Source organism: Rouxiella sp. T17 (assembly GCF_036663475.1).
Lineage (GTDB): Bacteria > Pseudomonadota > Gammaproteobacteria > Enterobacterales > Enterobacteriaceae > Rouxiella.
The window spans coordinates 22,255-39,677 of record NZ_JAWUEA010000027.1; the positions used below are offsets into that span (position 1 = coordinate 22,255).

The 17,423-nt window shown below is 51.4% G+C and carries 18 protein-coding genes; 13 read left to right on the plus strand and 5 right to left on the minus strand.

The window, feature by feature from the left end; genetic code table 11:
- The first annotated feature begins 17 nt into the window (after nt 1–17).
- The 9 genes from atpD to SC206_RS07955 all read left to right on the plus strand — a co-directional run bounded on the left by atpD (nt 18) and on the right by SC206_RS07955 (nt 9,096).
- Nucleotides 18–1,400, plus strand: coding sequence for a F0F1 ATP synthase subunit beta (atpD, locus tag SC206_RS07915; protein WP_332735895.1), 1,383 nt, complete (start codon nt 18–20; stop codon nt 1,398–1,400).
- Between the two features lie 51 nt (nt 1,401–1,451).
- Complete coding sequence (locus SC206_RS07920; protein ID WP_332736379.1) at nt 1,452–1,877, plus strand: F0F1 ATP synthase subunit epsilon; 426 nt, start codon at nt 1,452–1,454, stop codon at nt 1,875–1,877.
- A gap of 319 nt (nt 1,878–2,196) precedes the next feature.
- Nucleotides 2,197–3,570 (plus strand): bifunctional UDP-N-acetylglucosamine diphosphorylase/glucosamine-1-phosphate N-acetyltransferase GlmU, encoded by a 1,374-nt coding sequence (glmU, locus tag SC206_RS07925; RefSeq protein ID WP_332735897.1) that lies wholly within the window; start codon nt 2,197–2,199, stop codon nt 3,568–3,570.
- Between the two features lie 301 nt (nt 3,571–3,871).
- On the plus strand, nt 3,872–5,701 hold the full coding sequence (gene glmS, locus SC206_RS07930; RefSeq protein ID WP_332735899.1) for a glutamine--fructose-6-phosphate transaminase (isomerizing): 1,830 nt from the start codon (nt 3,872–3,874) through the stop codon (nt 5,699–5,701).
- Between the two features lie 82 nt (nt 5,702–5,783).
- Nucleotides 5,784–5,930: a hypothetical protein gene (locus SC206_RS07935; protein ID WP_332735901.1), complete on the plus strand. Its 147-nt coding sequence runs from the start codon at nt 5,784–5,786 to the stop codon at nt 5,928–5,930.
- A gap of 209 nt (nt 5,931–6,139) precedes the next feature.
- Nucleotides 6,140–7,153, plus strand: coding sequence for a DNA-binding protein (locus SC206_RS07940; protein WP_332735902.1), 1,014 nt, complete (start codon nt 6,140–6,142; stop codon nt 7,151–7,153).
- A 4-nt stretch (nt 7,154–7,157) separates the two neighbouring features.
- Nucleotides 7,158–7,613, plus strand: coding sequence for a type II toxin-antitoxin system death-on-curing family toxin (locus SC206_RS07945; RefSeq protein ID WP_332735904.1), 456 nt, complete (start codon nt 7,158–7,160; stop codon nt 7,611–7,613).
- 174 nt (nt 7,614–7,787) lie between these two features.
- Nucleotides 7,788–8,636 carry an AraC family transcriptional regulator gene (locus tag SC206_RS07950; RefSeq protein WP_332735906.1) on the plus strand — a complete coding sequence of 283 codons (849 nt, stop codon included), beginning with the start codon at nt 7,788–7,790 and terminating at the stop codon, nt 8,634–8,636.
- Between the two features lie 52 nt (nt 8,637–8,688).
- On the plus strand, nt 8,689–9,096 hold the full coding sequence (locus SC206_RS07955; RefSeq protein ID WP_332735907.1) for a DUF2000 domain-containing protein: 408 nt from the start codon (nt 8,689–8,691) through the stop codon (nt 9,094–9,096).
- A gap of 107 nt (nt 9,097–9,203) precedes the next feature.
- Here the strand turns inward: SC206_RS07955 and SC206_RS07960 are convergent, their stop codons facing one another.
- The 4 genes from SC206_RS07960 to SC206_RS07975 form a co-directional block, all read right to left on the minus strand.
- A complete protein-coding gene (locus SC206_RS07960; RefSeq protein WP_332735909.1) occupies nt 9,204–9,599 on the minus strand; it encodes a type II TA system antitoxin MqsA family protein in 396 nt (131 codons plus the stop codon).
- Nucleotide 9,600: 1 nt separating this feature from the next.
- Nucleotides 9,601–9,897, minus strand: coding sequence for a type II toxin-antitoxin system MqsR family toxin (locus SC206_RS07965; RefSeq protein WP_332735911.1), 297 nt, complete (start codon nt 9,895–9,897; stop codon nt 9,601–9,603).
- A 314-nt stretch (nt 9,898–10,211) separates the two neighbouring features.
- Entirely contained in the window at nt 10,212–11,450 is a 1,239-nt protein-coding gene (locus tag SC206_RS07970; protein WP_332735913.1) for a protein-disulfide reductase DsbD family protein, read from the minus strand.
- A gap of 44 nt (nt 11,451–11,494) precedes the next feature.
- Nucleotides 11,495–12,058: a peroxiredoxin gene (locus SC206_RS07975; protein ID WP_332735915.1), complete on the minus strand. Its 564-nt coding sequence runs from the start codon at nt 12,056–12,058 to the stop codon at nt 11,495–11,497.
- Between the two features lie 158 nt (nt 12,059–12,216).
- Here SC206_RS07975 and rluF point away from each other — a divergent pair, with 158 nt between their 5' ends.
- On the plus strand, nt 12,217–13,089 hold the full coding sequence (gene rluF, locus SC206_RS07980; protein ID WP_332735917.1) for a 23S rRNA pseudouridine(2604) synthase RluF: 873 nt from the start codon (nt 12,217–12,219) through the stop codon (nt 13,087–13,089).
- 130 nt (nt 13,090–13,219) lie between these two features.
- On the opposite strand, the gene SC206_RS07985 is transcribed toward rluF, so the two are convergent.
- Nucleotides 13,220–14,122 (minus strand): SDR family oxidoreductase, encoded by a 903-nt coding sequence (locus SC206_RS07985; RefSeq protein WP_332735919.1) that lies wholly within the window; start codon nt 14,120–14,122, stop codon nt 13,220–13,222.
- 113 nt (nt 14,123–14,235) lie between these two features.
- Here SC206_RS07985 and SC206_RS07990 point away from each other — a divergent pair, with 113 nt between their 5' ends.
- From SC206_RS07990 to SC206_RS08000, 3 genes are all read left to right on the plus strand, one after another.
- A complete protein-coding gene (locus tag SC206_RS07990) occupies nt 14,236–14,637 on the plus strand; it encodes a winged helix-turn-helix transcriptional regulator (protein ID WP_442976051.1) in 402 nt (133 codons plus the stop codon).
- A gap of 439 nt (nt 14,638–15,076) precedes the next feature.
- On the plus strand, nt 15,077–16,360 hold the full coding sequence (locus tag SC206_RS07995; protein ID WP_332735924.1) for an aminotransferase class I/II-fold pyridoxal phosphate-dependent enzyme: 1,284 nt from the start codon (nt 15,077–15,079) through the stop codon (nt 16,358–16,360).
- Nucleotides 16,347–17,417, plus strand: a complete 1,071-nt coding sequence (locus SC206_RS08000; RefSeq protein ID WP_332735926.1) for a hypothetical protein — start codon at nt 16,347–16,349, stop codon at nt 17,415–17,417. Before SC206_RS07995 ends, SC206_RS08000 begins: the two co-directional genes overlap by 14 nt.
- The last annotated feature ends 6 nt before the right edge of the window (nt 17,418–17,423 follow it).

Below are 17,423 nucleotides of genomic sequence, written 5' to 3' on the forward strand. Positions count from 1 at the left end.
TACGTAGAGGATTCAAGATGGCTACTGGAAAGATTATCCAGGTAATCGGCGCCGTGGTGGACGTCGAGTTCCCTCAGGATGCAGTACCGAACGTGTACACTGCTCTTGAGGTAGAAAACGGTACCTCCAAGCTGGTGCTCGAAGTTCAGCAACAGATCGGCGGCGGCGTTGTTCGTTGTATCGCAATGGGTACCTCAGACGGCCTGCGTCGCGGTCTGAAAGTGAACAACCTGCAACACCCAATCGAAGTACCAGTAGGTACTGCGACTCTGGGTCGCATCATGAACGTATTGGGTGAACCAATCGACATGAAAGGTGAAATCGGCGAAGAAGAACGTCGTGGTATTCACCGTGCAGCTCCTTCTTACGAAGAGCTGGCAAACTCCCAGGAACTGCTGGAAACCGGTATCAAGGTAATGGACCTGATGTGTCCGTTTGCCAAGGGCGGTAAAGTCGGCCTGTTCGGCGGTGCTGGTGTTGGTAAGACTGTAAACATGATGGAGCTTATCCGTAACATCGCGGCCGAGCACTCCGGTTTCTCCGTGTTTGCAGGCGTGGGTGAGCGTACTCGTGAGGGTAACGACTTCTACCACGAGATGACTGACTCCAACGTTATCGACAAAGTTGCACTGGTTTACGGTCAGATGAACGAGCCACCGGGTAACCGTCTGCGCGTTGCACTGACAGGCCTGACCATGGCGGAGAAATTCCGTGATGAAGGTCGTGACGTGCTGCTGTTCATCGATAATATCTACCGTTACACCCTGGCCGGTACCGAAGTGTCTGCACTTCTGGGCCGTATGCCATCGGCGGTAGGTTATCAGCCAACGCTGGCGGAAGAGATGGGCGCTCTGCAAGAACGTATCACCTCTACCAAAAATGGTTCAATCACGTCTGTACAGGCCGTTTACGTTCCTGCGGATGACTTGACTGACCCATCACCAGCCACCACCTTCGCCCACTTGGACGCGACCGTGGTACTGAGCCGTCAGATCGCTTCTCTGGGTATCTACCCAGCGGTAGATCCCCTTGACTCAACCAGCCGTCAGCTTGATCCGCTGGTCGTAGGTCAAGAGCACTATGACGTGGCGCGTGGCGTGCAGTCTGTTCTGCAGCGTTACAAGGAACTGAAAGATATTATCGCAATCCTGGGTATGGACGAGCTTGCTGAAGAAGACAAGCTGGTTGTATCTCGCGCGCGTAAAATCGAACGTTTCCTGTCTCAGCCATTCTTCGTTGCTGAAGTCTTTACCGGCGCTCCAGGCAAATTCGTACCGCTGAAAGATACCATTCGTGGTTTCAAAGGCATTATCGAAGGCGACTACGACCACCTGCCAGAACAAGCGTTCTACATGGTTGGCCCTATCGAAGAAGCCGTGGAAAAAGCCAAAAAACTGTAATGTTCTCCCTTCGGGGTTACGATCGTTGCAGTATTGAGAGAGGAAGGTGACATGGCTGAAAAAGCTTACCATCTGGATGTAGTCAGCGCGGAAAAGAGAATGTTCTCCGGCCTGGTGCAGAAAATCCAGGTGACGGGTAGCGAAGGTGAGCTGGGTATTTTCCCTGGTCACGCCCCGCTGCTCACCGCCATCAAGCCTGGCATGGTGCGTATTGTCAAAGAACACGGCGAAGAAGAGTATATTTATCTCTCCGGAGGCATCCTCGAGGTGCAACCGAACGCTACGACCGTGTTGGCTGACACTGCAATCCGTGGAGAAGACCTCGACGAAGCGCGCGCGCTTGAAGCTAAGCGTAAAGCGGAAGACCACATCAATGGGTCTCACGGCGACGTCGACTATGCTCAGGCGTCGGCAGAACTGGCTAAAGCGATCGCGAAACTTCGCGTGATCGAGTTGACCAGAAGAGCGGGTTACTAATCTGTTTGGCTAAAATCCTCGTGGTTTTGGCCGAATAAGTAACGACAGCACTGCCAATTTGAAAGGCGACCTTCGGGTCGCTTTTTTTTTACCTTTAAAAAAGCCCCCTTTTCGGCATCTTCTTCATTCATTTCAGAACGTTTCAATGAAATACTGTCGGCAATTGAAGACAGTTTTATCGTGTTCTGCCTCACTCCGCCTATAAACTGTTCAACCCTTGCCCCAAGCGGCCTCGGGGTAGTTTTCATTGAAAAATATGTAGTAATCCGACCGGCTAACGGGTTACTTTTGTCACTTAAACTGGATTTGTCAGGTGCCTATGTCTAACAGCGCATTAAGCGTCGTGATCCTTGCCGCGGGCAAGGGCACACGCATGTATTCCAATCTTCCCAAAGTGCTGCATCCTCTCGCCGGAAAAGCGATGGTTCAGCACGTCATCGACGCAGCCACGCGACTTGGCGCCAACAACGTGCATCTGGTTTACGGCCACGGCGCAGACCTGCTGAAGCAGAATCTGGCGGGCAACGAGTTGAACTGGGTGTTGCAGGCCGAGCAACTGGGCACCGGCCACGCAATGCAGCAGGCCGCGCCGCACTTTGCCGATGACGAAGACGTCCTGATGCTTTACGGCGACGTGCCGCTGATTTCCGTCGAGACGCTGGAAAAACTGCTGGCTGCCAAACCTGAAGGCGGTATTGGCCTGTTGACGGTCAAGCTGGATAACCCAACCGGCTATGGCCGCATCGTGCGTGAAAACGGCGCGGTGGTGGGCATTATCGAGCAGAAAGATGCGTCGTCCGAGCAGCTGGAAATCAACGAAATCAACACCGGTATTCTGGTAGCAAACGGCGCGTCGTTTAAACGCTGGCTGAGTCAGCTGTCGAACAACAACGCGCAGGGCGAATTCTACATCACCGATATTATCGCGATGGCGCACGCCGAGGGGCATCAAATCGCCACCGTGCATCCCGCGCGATTAAGCGAAGTTGAAGGCGTGAACAACCGTCTGCAACTGTCGCGTCTCGAGCGCGCCTATCAGCAGGAGCAGGCCGAAAGCCTGTTGCTGGCGGGCGTGATGCTGATGGACCCTTCCCGCTTTGACCTGCGCGGCGAGCTGTCGCACGGCATCGACGTCAACATCGACGTCAACGTGGTGATTGAAGGCAAGGTAAAATTAGGCAATCGCGTCACTGTCGGCGCGGGCTGTGTGCTGAAAGACTGCGTGATCGGCGATGACTGCGTGATCAGCCCTTATAGCGTGTTCGACGGCGCGAATTTGCAGGCAGAATGCACCGTTGGACCCTTCGCCCGTTTGCGTCCCGGCGCAGAGCTGGGTCAGGGCGCGCACGTCGGCAACTTTGTCGAGCTGAAAAAAGCCCGTCTTGGCGTGGGTTCGAAAGCCGGACACCTCAGCTATCTCGGCGATGCAGTCATTGGCGACAACGTTAACATCGGCGCGGGCACTATCACCTGCAACTATGACGGCGTGAACAAGTCGCAAACGGTCATTGGCGACAACGTGTTTGTCGGCTCCGATACCCAGCTGATTGCGCCTGTCACCGTCGGCAACGACGTGACTATCGCCGCTGGTACCACCATCACGCGCGACGTGGCGGAAGGTGGATTAGTGATAAGCCGCGTGACGCAGGTTCACAAGCCTGACTGGAAGCGTCCGCTGAAACGCTCTTCGTAATTTATTGAAAGCGTAGAAAAGGCAGGTGTGATTCGCACCTGTCTTTTAGTTTTTACTCACTAACGTTTAATTTTCACATCATGATTATGATGAACGCATGATTATGATGAACGATTGTGTTTTGCCCTGCCTTTCTCCTGATGCAAAAGCCTTCAATTGAAGGTAGGGCAAAACATAATAATCCCCGTCTCTACAAGGCTCGGGGAAACCGCACGGCGTGTTCGCACGACCGCCGCGGCTATCAATCAGGTCAAGGCATCAAAAAAGGTCTGTAAACAGATCTTCTATAGGAATAAAACCCATGTGTGGAATTGTTGGCGCAGTAGCGCAACGCGATATTGCTGAAATTCTGTTGGAAGGCTTGCGCCGTCTTGAGTACCGCGGCTATGACTCTGCCGGTTTGGCAGTGGTGGATAACGAAGGCCATATGGGCCGTCTGCGCCGCGTAGGCAAGGTGCAGATGCTGGCCGAGGCGCTCGACGAGCATCCGCTGCAAGGCGGCACCGGCATCGCGCATACCCGTTGGGCAACCCACGGCGAACCTTCCGAAGCAAACGCGCACCCGCACGTTTCCGACTATATTGCCGTGGTGCATAACGGCATTATCGAAAACTTCGAGCCGCTGCGCGTGCAGCTGATCGAACGCGGCTATCGTTTTGCTTCACAAACCGATACTGAAGTTATCGCGCATCTGGTGCATTGGGAGCTGTCGCAGGGCGGCACGCTGCTTGAAGCCGTGCTGCGCGTTATTCCTCAGCTGCGCGGCGCTTACGGCACCGTGGTGATGGATAAACGCGACCCTTCCGTGCTGGTGGCCGCGCGTTCCGGCAGTCCGCTGGTGATTGGCCGTGGCGTGGGTGAAAACTTTATCGCCTCCGATCAGCTGGCGCTGCTGCCTGTGACTCGTCGTTTCATGTTCCTGGAAGAAGGCGACGTGGCAGAAGTTAGACGCCGCGAAGTTAACGTGTTTGATAAACACGGCAAGCCGGTCGAACGTGCAGAAATCGAATCCAAAGTGCAGTACGACGCGGGCGATAAAGGCGCGTATCGTCACTACATGCAAAAAGAGATCTACGAACAGCCACAGGCGATTAAAAATACGCTGGAAGGCCGTTTCGAGCATGGCAAAATCAATCTGAGCGAGTTGGGTCCCGATGCCGACGCGCTGCTGGCCAAGGTTCAGCACGTGCAGATCATCGCCTGCGGCACCTCGTATCACTCCGGTATGGTCGCGCGTTACTGGTTCGAAGCACTGGCCGGCGTGCCGTGCGACGTAGAAATTGCCTCCGAATTCCGCTATCGCAAATCCGCCGTGCGTCCGGGCAGCCTGATCATCACGCTCTCCCAGTCTGGCGAAACTGCCGATACGCTAGCCGCGCTGCGCCTTTCCAAAGAGCTGGGTTACCTCGGCTCGCTGGCGGTGTGTAACGTTGCAGGCTCGTCGCTGGTACGTGAATCCGACTTGGCGCTGATGACCAAAGCCGGCACTGAAATCGGCGTGGCGTCGACCAAGGCTTTCACCACTCAGCTGACCGTTCTGCTGATGCTGGTGGCGCGCGTTGGTCGCTTGAAAGGCATGAGCGAGCAGGTTGAGCACGACATCGTGCACGGTTTGCAGGCGCTGCCTGCGCGAATCGAGCAGATGCTGTCGCTGGATAAAACCATCGAAGCGCTGGCCGAAGATTTCTCCGACAAGCATCACGCCCTGTTCCTTGGCCGTGGCGATCAATATCCGATCGCGATGGAAGGCGCGCTGAAGCTGAAAGAAGTCTCTTATATTCACGCCGAAGCCTATGCCGCCGGTGAGCTGAAGCACGGCCCGCTGGCGCTGATTGATGCCGACATGCCGGTCATCGTTGTGGCACCTAACAACGAGCTGCTCGAAAAGCTGAAATCTAACATTGAAGAAGTGCGCGCACGCGGCGGTCAGCTCTACGTCTTCGCCGATCAGGACACCGGTTTCATCGACAGCGACGGCATGAAGATTATCCAGCTGCCGCACGTCGAAGAGATCGTAGCCCCGATTTTCTACACCGTGCCGTTACAGCTGCTCTCTTATCACGTCGCGCTTATCAAAGGCACCGACGTCGATCAGCCACGTAACCTGGCAAAATCGGTGACGGTGGAATAACGTTTTGATTCTCTAAAACGTCTACCACTAAAACGTCTACAAAAAGTCCGGCCACGCTGTTACCAGCCCGCCGGACTTTTTTATGGCAAAATCAAGCAAGCGGGTCTCTTTCTGGCGAGCCATTTTTAATTTCTGGCATTTTTATTTTACTCGTGAGATATCAGCTGATTTACAGCGCCAAGCTTTTTATCAAGTTGGCACATTAGGTTTTTGGAGTATACAGGAGTAATGTAAAGCTTAGGCCAAATAACCCCATAAAGGTCAGTGATTGAATTTAATTAAAGTCTTTCAGTGCTTTTAAATTATTAAAGATTAAAAGGTTAGATAAGTATAGGTATTAATGATTTAAAAGGAACCTCCCATCTTGAATTTATGTATTTTCCTTTTTAATGAATAACTAATTAAAAATAAGAAGGAGCAAATATAAAGAGGAACGTTATGACTAAGAACTTAACCGAATCACTATATGACAGACAAAACATTCTCAATAATCCTTATGCTTTGGAGAAGGCAGAGCAGTATCTGTCTCTGGGCGGAGTCATGTTTGATGGTGAAACAGTATTCACTAAACAACAGGTTATGGATTTATTTGAGATTAGCGATAGGACGATAGAACGGTATTTATCTACCCACTTTAAAGAATTAAAAGATAACGGCTATCAAGTGCTTAAAGGAGATAAACTCAAATTATTCAAGAGGATAATGCATGGTTCCGACATGGGTGACGGTACCAAAACCAGTGTGTTAAGTGTTTTTTCCTTTCGCGCTGTATTGAATTTTTCCATGCTTTTAACAGATAGCGAACGCGCAAAAGCACTTCGTTCCCGCGTATTAGATATTGTGATCGACGTAATGGCGGAGCGTGCAGGTGGGCATACTAAGTTCATTAATCAACGTGATGAAAACTATTTACTGGCAGCTTTTCAGGAAGATAATTATCGGCAGCATTTCATTGATGCGCTGGACAACTATGTAGAGGGTAATAAATGGATGTACGGCCGATTTACCAATCTTATCTATCAAAGCATTTTTCACGAAAACGCGACCGAGTACAAAAAGATCTTAAAGCTCGCGAATGACGATAAAATTCGCGACACCATGTACGCTGAGGTTTTAAACCTTATTGCAAGTTTTGAAGCGGGTATAGCTCATGAGCTTCAACAAGCCAGTACTCTTAAAGCGCGTAAATTGTCTCAAAAAGAAGCCATGGTTTTGTTCGCAAGTTTTGAGCAACATCCCTTATTTCACCCACTAATTCTTGATGCCAGAACCAAAATGGCCAGTCGAGATATGTGTTTTCGTGATGCGTTACATGAAAAGCTTGAAGCTTATATAAAATCTGTACCCCAAGCAGATTTTGAGCGTTTTCTTGGTGAGAAAAGTAAATCGTTGCAAGAACAGCTTAGTCATACAGATACTTTAGCCGTATTCAAACGCCTAAAAGATCGTTGATAAGATGGAAGAAAAGCTTATAAGGTTTTTCTATTTTGATGTGGTATACGCCGTCAAAGTTCATGACTGGATCATTCAACATTCAGGAGGTTTAGCAGGTATAAAGGATTTAGGTCAACTGGAAAGTCCTTTAGAGCATATTCAAAATGAAAAATATTATCCTGAAATTGAAGATAAATTGACCCATTTAGTGTTTGCTATCAATAAAAATCATGCTTTCAATGATGGGAATAAACGTTCATCACTTGCGCTCGGAGCCTATTTTTTAGAGATTAATGGGTTCGATTATCTTGTACAGCATTTTGTCCATGAAATGGAGAATATAGCTGTTTGGGTTGCCGATAATATAATAGATAAAAATCTTTTATATCAAATTATTATCTCAATTCTTTATGAAGATGATTATTGCGAATCTTTAAAGCTAGCGATAGTTGAAGCAGTCCAGGTTACCGAAAAATAACAAAGATATTTAATTATTCTTATCAATTATTTAATCAATGATTACTCAAATAAATTCACTAAAGGGCTTAATCATAAAGTCCGGCCACGCTGTTATCAGCCCGCCGGACTTTTTTTATGGCAAAATCACGCAAGCGGGTCTCTTTCTGGCGAGCCATTTTTTAGTGGAGTGAAGATGAGGAAGTCAAAAAACAGTCGTGACTGGGTCGATTTGCGCCGAGATAACGAAACCGGCATCGAAAGCGTACACGCCCATTTTTGTGGGCACGCCTACGACCCTCACGACCACGACGAAATGCTGGTGGGCGTGACACAGGAAGGGTTGCAGCGTTTTAACTGCCATCGAAAGCTTCATACCAGCAGCCCGGGCAAAGCTATCCTCATTGAACCGGGCGTGGTCCACGACGGCCACGCGCCGACGCCCGAAGGCTTCACCTACACCATGCTTTATCTTCCTCAGGCGTGGCTTAACGGCATGTTACAACAGCGAAAACTCGGCGATGCTTCGACCCTTCAGTCAGCATTTCGCTACACTCTTACCGACGATCTTTTCTTGAATACGGCGATTCAGCAGGCGTTTAATGCCGTGCATTATGGCGAAGGCAGACTGGCGCGCGACGAAAGTCTGGATAGGCTCATCGATTTACTTTCCCGCCATATCTCGACAGAAATTATCACCCCGTCGAACGAAGCCTACAGTCAGATGATGCAGATAAAAGAGTATCTGCACGACGGAATGAGCCAGGATATGGGGCTGGATGAGATTGCTCGTTATGCCGGTATCAACCGTTTTCGACTAACCCGCCAGTTTCAGAAATTTTTTGGACAATCGCCGCATGCCTATCTGGTCCGGCTGCGGCTGCGCACGGCGCGCGTCTTGTTATCACAGGGAATGAGCCCCGCGCTGGTGGCCGCGCAGGTGGGTTTCGCCGATCAAAGCCATCTGGGCCGCTGGTTTCAGCGCGCTTATCGAATCACTCCGCTGGCTTATCAACAACAGTGCTCAAACGTTCTATACCGTTAGCCGTACGTTTAACGAAAATGATTTCTTAGGTTAACCAAGGAGATCGTGAACGATGTTTGATACAAAAGTGGCGCTTATTATCCGCGATGATTTGGCCGTGTGGCAGCGTCTAAACGTGGCCGCATTTCTCGCGACGGGCATTGCCTCTGCCGCGCCCGACGCCATGGGCGAGCCCTATATTGACGGCAAGGGAAATCGCTACGGCAACATGCTGGGTCAGCCCATGCTGGCGTTCGAGGCCGATTTACACGGCTTGCAGGCCGCGCACCGCAAAGGCCTTGAGCGCGAATTAACCCTAATCCCGTATGTTCAGGCGATGTTTTCAACCGGCTGTGACGAAGATAACCGGCAGGCATTTTTGGCGGAGGATGCCGACAGCCTGAATTTGGTTGGACTCGCGATCAGAGGGCCTAAAAAGGCGGTAGATAAGGCGATAAAAGGCCTGCAACTGCACAAATAACTCGAGGCTCAGATAACGTACCTGCCAATGCCGCAATCCTTCGCGGCAACTTTTGATAATTTTTTTACTTCACAAATCACGATTTTTTGACGTGTTCGGCTTAAAGATTACCCTCGGATTTCATTCAATAATTCAGGATGACTATCAAGAACACGAAGCAGTTTTATCGTGGAGGGATGTGGTTGAGCCATACCTTTTTCATAGCGAGAAAAGGCATTTATGCCCCCACCAAAAATTTCGCTGGCTTCCTTCTGAGTGAGCTCCAACTTTTTTCTCACCTTTATGATGAATTCTGGCTCAACAGTTATCGCAATGATACTTGCCTTAAAAGCTTTAATCTTAGACTGGTATGCCATGGCCTGTTCGCGATCCATGCTGACTTCACCACAGGCGGGGCAATGCTCCCCCTCTGCTTCGATTCGTGTTTTTTGTCCTCGAAATGAATAAGGGACTTTCCTGATCCCAAATTCAAGACTTGCACCGCCACATACGGAACATTTCATATTATTTCTCCTTGAATGAGACGATCAAAACGTCGTTGAAAACGGTGATTTTTAAATAGACGACACCGCATTTTAATTTAGGTCGATACACATCTTGCCAAACCGTGTAATCACTATAAGTTGTCATACTCTTGAAAAAGTCGCTCATTTTCAGTTGATTAATGACTTCACATATATCATCAAACGTAAGGCCTAACTCTTCGGCACCGTTTATTGCCGTATTAGTCGCTCTTATTTTGCCTGCTGCTACCATTGATTGAACAACATGGAGGCGAGTATGAGGCGTTTTCTTTTCCATGCCTGCTCTTTTTTTAAGCTGAGGTGATAGTAACCTAAAAGGTTATTTTTCATCAAGCGAAACTAACCTATTAGGTTAGTTGTGAGTGTCAGCAATGCCGCTGACGTTTTACAGAAGGAAGTTAGTTTTAACGAAGGAGATAGAGAGAAGGGCACAAAGTGTGGGGCTTTGACGGTATCTCAAGACGTTAATGGCTTCATAAAGCCGCCATTATCCTCTAAAGCCGCAAGTTCAATCCCGATACGATTCTCGTTTGTAAGCGGATTATTATTGCCGCAATCCCTCGCGGCAACGTTGGGTCATCTTCTATAGCGTTAAGATTTTTTGCCGTGTTCGGCGGCTTTGTCGAGCGCGGCGATCACGATGCTGGGGGTGAGAACCTGTGGCAGGACTTCAGGTTTTCCGCCGTCGGCGGGATAGACGACATACAGCGGCAGGCCGCCGCGGCCAAAGTCGCTCAGCGCCTGCTCGACGTCGGGATTGTACTTGGTCGAATCGGCGACCATATAAATGGTGTCGGTGCGGGCCATCGCCGCTTTTACCGACTGCGTGGACAACGACGTGCGCTCATTCACCTGACAGGTGATGCACCACGAGGCGGTAAAGTCGACAAACACGGGTTTGCCCTGACCTTTTATCGCGTCAACATTTTGCGGTGACCATGCCACTTTAGCGGCCGTTTCAGAAACATCAGCCGTTTCAGGCGCGCTGGTGGCGGTTTTAATATTTGCCAGCGGCGGCACAATCAACAAGATGAATACGGCGGTGGTGAGGTGCAGCGCCCAGTGGCGTCGGCCCATCATTTGGCGTTTCTGCGCCATGCCATACAGCCAGGCGGCGAAGCTCAGCAAAATACAGCAGGCCAGAATTCCGGCCAGCGCCATTGATCCCGCCTGTCGCTCCAAGACCCAGATAAGCCACGCCACGGCACCCAGCATCGGGAAGGCCAAGCCGTGTTTCAAGGTGACCATCCACGCGCCCGGCGCAGGTAACACGCGCGCCAGCACCGGGAAAAAGGAGATCAGGGTGAAAGGCGCGGCGAAGCCAAGCGCGAGAGCGATAAAGATGATGAGGCTAACCGCCGGAGGCTGCGTCAGCGCGTAACCCACGGCGCTCGCCATAAATGGCGCGCTGCACGGCGTAGCGACGATAATCGCCAATGCGCCAGTCAGGGCGGATCCGGTCAGACCGCCTCGTCCGCCGCCAACTTCCCCCACTTTTTGCACCGAAAGGCCGACTTCAAACAGGCCAAAAAGGTTAAGTGCCGACGCCAGCATCACCAGCACCAGCAGCGCAATTACCAGCGGCGACTGCAACTGAAAGCCCCAGCCAACGGCCGATCCGCCCGATCGCGCCAGCAGCAATATGCCCGCCAGCAGGAACATGGTCACGACAACGCCGACCAGAAATGCCAGACCTTCCGCCCTGGCCTGCGCGGGTTTGTCGTGATGGCGAATCAGGCTCAGCGCCTTCAGCGAGATCACGGGGAAAACGCACGGCATTAAATTGAGAATAATGCCGCCGAGAAAAGCGGCGAGCAGGGCTGTCAGCATGATTAACCTTTTTGCATGAGAGAATTAAGACCTAAATCGACACGTTAAGCCGGATTGGCCTGACGATATTTCTTAACGGCATCCATCGCTTTCTGAATGTGCGCATCCGGATTTTTATCGGTATAGCTGAGCAGGATTTTGCCGTCCGGCGCTATCACGTAAGAGGTGCGATCAGACAGCGTGGTGCCTTTGGCCTGCATGGTGTTTTTATATTCTGCGGCCACTTTTGCGCCCGGATCGGCGGCCACGGTAAATTTGTCGCGACATTCCAGCTGCGAGAATTTGGCAATTTGTTCAACATTACCCGCCGTCACGCCAATGACCGTCGCACCCTGTTTGGTGAATTCGTCGGTGGCTTCGGCGAAGTCGTGCGCTTCCAGCGTACAGCCCGCGCTAAAGGCCGCAGGGAAGAAATAGAGCACCACAGGGCCTTTTTGCAGCGCCTGCTGGAGTGAAAAGGTGGTCGATTTACCGGCCAGCGCGGCGTCGAGCTTGAAATCAGGCGCTTTTTCACCCACCTGGAGTGCGGCGAAGGCCGAGGTCACAGGCAGAGTCAGTCCAAGAACGGCGGCAACAGCCAGCGTGGCAAAAGTGCTTTTCATACGCATTATTATTTCTCCGTTGTGAGTCAGGCGACGCGCCCGCTGTCCTTAACCCTAGGTTCATTGAAAGAAAATGAAAGGGTGCGCTCAAAATAAACTTTTTTTACGCCATTTTATTCATTCTGAAAGCGGGTAATGTATAGTCCGCACTTTACGGAGGAACCATGCTGACCAATCAATCAATACGTCTCAACAAATACATTAGCGAGAGCGGCATCTGCTCTCGTCGCGATGCCGATCGTTATGTCGAACAGGGCAACGTTTTCATTAATGGCAAGCGTGCCGCCGTCGGCGATCAGGTATTTCCTGGAGATGTAGTGAAAGTTAACGGTCAGCTTATCGAGCCGCGCGATGAAGAAGACTTGGTGCTGATCGCGTTAAATAAGCCCGTAGGCATTATTACCACCATGGAAGAAGGTGAACGGGATAATATTAGCGACTTTGTTAACCACAGCAAGCGCGTCTTCCCGATAGGTCGTTTGGACAAAGATTCGCAGGGGCTGATTTTCCTGACCAATCACGGCGATCTGGTGAACAAAATCCTTCGCGCCGGGAACAACCACGAAAAAGAGTACGTGGTGACGGTGAATAAGCCGGTAACCGACGAATTTATTCAGGGCATGAGCGCGGGCGTTCCGATGCTCGGCACGGTGACCAAAAAATGCAAAGTGAAGAAAGAAGCGCCGTTTGTCTTTCGGATCACGCTGGTTCAGGGGCTTAACCGCCAGATTCGCCGGATGTGTAAACACTTTGGCTTTGAAGTCACCAAGCTTGAGCGTACGCGCATCATGAACGTCAATCTGAAAGGCCTGCCGCTAGGCGAATGGCGCGACCTGACCGACGATGAGCTGATCGAGCTATTCAAGCTGATTGAGAACTCCTCTTCCGAAGATAAACCGGCAAAAAAAGCGGCCCCTAAAGCCGTTGCCGTGAAAAAGCCAAGCATCAAGAAGCCGAGCGTGGCTGAAAAGCCTGACGGTAACGCCGCCTCTCGCAAGCGTTTTGTCCAGCCGGGACGCAAGAAAAAAGGCCGTTAATTCAGCCAATTAATTTAGCTTCTTAGGCATCAAAAAAGAGTCCGGTTTGCGCCTCAACACGCAACCCGGACTTTTTTTATGCTTAAAGCGCCGCGGTTTTTAATGCTTAGAGCGCCGCTATTTTTAATGCTTACAGTGCTGCTTTATGAGCAGCGAGCCAATCGCGGAACGGCTGCGGTTTACGGCCCGTAAGATGCTCGAAATCGCCGGTCACTTCAGCCACGCGATCCGCAGCGGTATTGGCGTCGAACGAGGCAAAAATCTGCGCCACCGGCTCGGGTACACCGGCATGGACCATTCCGTCCACCAGCGCCTGCACGGGAACCTGCACCACGTCCAGCGGCTTGTTCACGGCTTCGCTCACCGCGGCGGCAATCTCGACCTTGGTCAAAGACTCTGCGCCAGAGAGCGTATAAACGTTTTTACCCGCTTCCTGACCCGCCAAAACCGTGGCCGCCGCAAGGGCCAGATCGTCACGGGCAATGTCGGCGCTGCCTTTGCCTTCATCGGCGGTGTACCACTTTCCGCTCGCCAGCGCGGGTGGCAGAGACATAAACAGATTCTCGAAATACCAGTGATTGCGTAACACGGTCCAGCCAGACAGGCTGCTGGCGGCGAGCGCGCGTTCGGTTCCTTCATGGTCAGGCGCTATCAGCAGCGGCGCGCCTTCTGGATTCGGCGCCGAGGTATAAACCACGTGTTTAACGTTCGCCTCGGCAAAGCCTTTGATCGCGTTTTGATGCTGCTCGAGTCGACGGCCCGGGCGGTCCAGCGTGTCGGTGCTGATCAACAGCGCGCGTTCGACGTCAGCGAAGGCCGGGTTAAATGTCTCGGGTTTTTCAAAATCCAGCTCGCGAGTTACTACGCCTTTTTCCGCCCATGTCGCCAGATTGGCAGGATTGCGGCTGGCCGCCACGATACGGCTTGCGGGCACCGACAGGGTTTCAATCAAGTGTTTCAACACGGCCTGACCAAATTTTCCTGACGCGCCGGTCACTAAAATCAAGTTACGGTTGGAATTTATAGGATTCATAAAAGAACTCCGAGGTTGTCGTTTAGGTGTTTAAACTTTAGACTAGTACCGCACTTAAAAGAAGTACGTACAAAAATGTTAGTGAGGTGAAAATGACAAATTTAGCGAAAACAATGCCCGAGCCTGAAAAAGACAACCTGACGGACAAGATTCGGCGCGGCGAACTGACCACCAAAGAGTGTCCTTCGCGAGAAGTGTTAAACCACGTAACCAGCCTGTGGGGCGTGCTGTGCCTGATTGCGTTGCGCGATGGAACCTTGCGTTTCAGTGAGTTACGCCGCAAAGCAACGGGTGTGAGTGAGAGAATGCTGGCACTGACGCTGCAACGGCTCGAGCAGGATGGCTTTGTGCGCCGAACCGCGTTTCCCGTGATTCCGCCTCACGTGGTTTACGATCTCACGCCGCTGGGTGAAGGCGTGGCCGCGCATGTCGCGACGCTGGCCGACTGGATAGAAGAAAATCTTCATCAGGTCATGGACGCAAAACAGCAGCACGACGAGCGGCAGCAAGACTAGTGATTGAAAAGGAGATGTTCAGCGTCTGCATTTCCTTTTTAACTCATCTATTTTATTTCCCTCGAGCCTTTCTTACTTCTTACTTCTTACTTCTTACTTCTTACTTCTTATTCTCTCCTCGCGCTCTCCAAAAAAACAATTGCTGAAATAACGCTAAAAAAGTGTTTTATGATATTTATTGCGCCAATTATTTTATAAGGTTGTCACGACGATTATTTGCGGCTGTTTATATCACGCTATTTTGATTAAAAAAGTAGGAGCAATCATTCCCGTGAATAATAGATGCTTAATAAATCCGTAAAATTTATAAAATAACCATCACCTCCTATTAACGGTTTAAATAATTGTCATTCTTTTGCCTGTTTATTTTCAAGGGAATTCGGCGTGGCCGAGGGCGCAATTTTACGCTCCCGGAAATTTCTCCAGTAATGGGAATATCATGAATATTCAAAATAGCTTTTTACAACAAAGTTCCAGTGAACGCGATCCGCTGCTGTTAGTGCTAAAGCAGAGCCAACAATATGACGTGAGAATTACCCGCGTAAATCAGCGAGAACTTACCGACAGTTACGGTAAAACGCTCTACGATTTCGCCTCGTGTAATTATTTGGGTTTTGACTGCGAGCAGGAAAAACTCCTCGATCGAGGCGTGCAGGCGGCGAGAGAGTTCGGCATGCACACCAGCCGCGCGCGATTAATGGGTTATCACGAGCTGTTTACCCACGTTGAACAGAAACTGGCGAAATTTATTGGTGCAGAAGAGACGCTGCTTTTTCCGAATACTACGCTCACCAGCATCGGCATTATTCCGGCACTGATACAAAAAGGTGACCTGATCCTGCTCGACAAGGCCGCGCACGCCACGATGTATCAGGCGGCGCAAATGGCCCGTGATAAAGGTGCGATTTTAAAAAGCTTTCCGCAGGGCGACATGTTGGCGCTCGAAACGCTACTGAAAACGCATCAACACTGCCCGCGAAAAATGGTCTGCGTCGACGGGGTTTACAGCATGACGGGCGACTACGCCGACTTGCCCGGCCTCATTCCGCTGGTGGAATATTACAACGCGCTGCTGTACATCGACGACGGCCACGGCTTCGGCTTTATCGGCGAGCAGCCCGATGCCGAACACCCGTACGGCAAGCACGGCAATGGCGCGATTAACTATTGCGGCGCCTCTTCCGCCAATACGATGTACGTCGCGGGCACGGCCAAAGGTTTGGCGGCCAGCGCGGCCTTTGCCGCCGTCACCCCCGAGATGAAAGAGTCTCTGATGGCCTACGCCAAGCCGCTCGATTATACCCATCCCTCGACGCCGTTTTGCCTGGGCGTGCTGGATGCCGCCCTCGATCTGCTGCCGAAAATTGGCGAAGCGCGCCGTGCCGAAGTTTATCGGCTTACTCGAATGCTGGTCGACGGCCTGCGCGGGCTGGGTTTTCACGTCATGACCCAAACGCTGTTTCCGATTATTTCCGTTTGGGCTGGCAACACGCAGACGCTGATTACTGCTTCTAAATACCTGTATCAGCACGGCATTTTTCTCACTGCCTGCCCTTATCCGACCATGCCAAAAGGGAAAGAGGCGCTGCGCATTACGGTGACGGCGCTCAATACGCCACGGCAAATCGATCATCTACTCACTCTGTTTGCCGATATCAAGCAGCAGTGGATGCGCGCGGGCGTGGCCTTGCAGCCCGAAGGAGTAACAGATGCTGATGTGTGAAGAAATGATGCCCGATAGCGTCGAGAAATTTTATGGCCAAAACAACGGCTGGCGCATGTTCGATGGCAGAATGTTAACGCCCGACGTCGCGGATTTTTTGATTGAAGAGAAGCGCGCCGTGGCGGCCTATCTCGAGAAATCGGCCGGCACGCTGCATCAGTTTCTGGAAATTGGCTGCGGTTATGGGCGCTATCTGCACGTCGCGCTCAAACACGGGGTGAACTATCGCGGAATCGAGCTGGTCAAGTGGTTGGCCGAGCTCGGAAAAGTTCGCGTCAGCGCCTGCTCGTTACCGCCAAACTGTAGCGCGCAAATAGAACACCTTTCGGCTGAACATCTGCACTGCGTCTTTCCCAATCCAGAGAGCCTGCTCGCCGACAAATGCTGCGTCTTCTTTCCTTTCAACTGCTTTGGCAATTTACGTTCTCCCCGAAAGGTACTGAGCGAGCTTAACGGACGAAACGTCGAGGTGATCATCTCCAACTTTTCCTGTAGTGAAGAGGCGACGCAGGCCAGGCTTCGCTATTACGCCAAGTGCGGCTGCACCGAATTGAGCCGCCAGCAGAATGCCGCTGGAATGCAGATCTCCTCCTGCGAATCCTTGCAATCGCTCGCCTATCGGCACGAAAGCCTCGAGGTATTAATGAATGAGTTTGGTTTCCGATTAACCCAACGGCTTTCTCTATCTTCACTTGGCAGCCTGTTTTTCTTTTCTCCTTTCAGAATTCCCGAGCCGGAAATTTCACCCAGATTGCCCACCTCGCATGAGCGTTTTCTGTTGCAGGGATTCATTGAAGAGCCGCAATGCGTTGAAGAAGATAAAAGTCATGCCCTGATGGGACATATTAAGTCCGTCGCGTGGGGCGTGGCGAAAAACGCGGGCATGCTTTCGGTATATGTTCACGACGTCGGATGGACCGCGGGCGGGCTGGCGTGGTTGACCTCCTCATCAATAAACGATAACGCGTTAGCGCAAATCGCCACCGGCACGATTTCACAGGTGGTTGAATGTCGCCAGCTTCCCGGCACCGTCAATGTGTTGATTAATACTTATTAGGTGGCT

What these genes read in the sequence shown, in the direction of transcription:
- atpD (WP_332735895.1), top strand. Translation starts at nt 18, where the DNA reads ATGGCTACTGGAAAGATTATCCAGGTAATCGGCGCCGTGGTGGACGTC.
- SC206_RS07920 (WP_332736379.1), top strand. Translation starts at nt 1,452, where the DNA reads ATGGCTGAAAAAGCTTACCATCTGGATGTAGTCAGCGCGGAAAAGAGA.
- glmU (WP_332735897.1), top strand. Translation starts at nt 2,197, where the DNA reads ATGTCTAACAGCGCATTAAGCGTCGTGATCCTTGCCGCGGGCAAGGGC.
- glmS (WP_332735899.1), top strand. Translation starts at nt 3,872, where the DNA reads ATGTGTGGAATTGTTGGCGCAGTAGCGCAACGCGATATTGCTGAAATT.
- SC206_RS07935 (WP_332735901.1), top strand. Translation starts at nt 5,784, where the DNA reads ATGGCAAAATCAAGCAAGCGGGTCTCTTTCTGGCGAGCCATTTTTAAT.
- SC206_RS07940 (WP_332735902.1), top strand. Translation starts at nt 6,140, where the DNA reads ATGACTAAGAACTTAACCGAATCACTATATGACAGACAAAACATTCTC.
- SC206_RS07945 (WP_332735904.1), top strand. Translation starts at nt 7,158, where the DNA reads ATGGAAGAAAAGCTTATAAGGTTTTTCTATTTTGATGTGGTATACGCC.
- SC206_RS07950 (WP_332735906.1), top strand. Translation starts at nt 7,788, where the DNA reads ATGAGGAAGTCAAAAAACAGTCGTGACTGGGTCGATTTGCGCCGAGAT.
- SC206_RS07955 (WP_332735907.1), top strand. Translation starts at nt 8,689, where the DNA reads ATGTTTGATACAAAAGTGGCGCTTATTATCCGCGATGATTTGGCCGTG.
- SC206_RS07960 (WP_332735909.1), bottom strand. Translation starts at nt 9,599, where the DNA reads ATGAAATGTTCCGTATGTGGCGGTGCAAGTCTTGAATTTGGGATCAGG.
- SC206_RS07965 (WP_332735911.1), bottom strand. Translation starts at nt 9,897, where the DNA reads ATGGAAAAGAAAACGCCTCATACTCGCCTCCATGTTGTTCAATCAATG.
- SC206_RS07970 (WP_332735913.1), bottom strand. Translation starts at nt 11,450, where the DNA reads ATGCTGACAGCCCTGCTCGCCGCTTTTCTCGGCGGCATTATTCTCAAT.
- SC206_RS07975 (WP_332735915.1), bottom strand. Translation starts at nt 12,058, where the DNA reads ATGCGTATGAAAAGCACTTTTGCCACGCTGGCTGTTGCCGCCGTTCTT.
- rluF (WP_332735917.1), top strand. Translation starts at nt 12,217, where the DNA reads ATGCTGACCAATCAATCAATACGTCTCAACAAATACATTAGCGAGAGC.
- SC206_RS07985 (WP_332735919.1), bottom strand. Translation starts at nt 14,122, where the DNA reads ATGAATCCTATAAATTCCAACCGTAACTTGATTTTAGTGACCGGCGCG.
- SC206_RS07990 (WP_442976051.1), top strand. Translation starts at nt 14,236, where the DNA reads ATGCCCGAGCCTGAAAAAGACAACCTGACGGACAAGATTCGGCGCGGC.
- SC206_RS07995 (WP_332735924.1), top strand. Translation starts at nt 15,077, where the DNA reads ATGAATATTCAAAATAGCTTTTTACAACAAAGTTCCAGTGAACGCGAT.
- SC206_RS08000 (WP_332735926.1), top strand. Translation starts at nt 16,347, where the DNA reads ATGCTGATGTGTGAAGAAATGATGCCCGATAGCGTCGAGAAATTTTAT.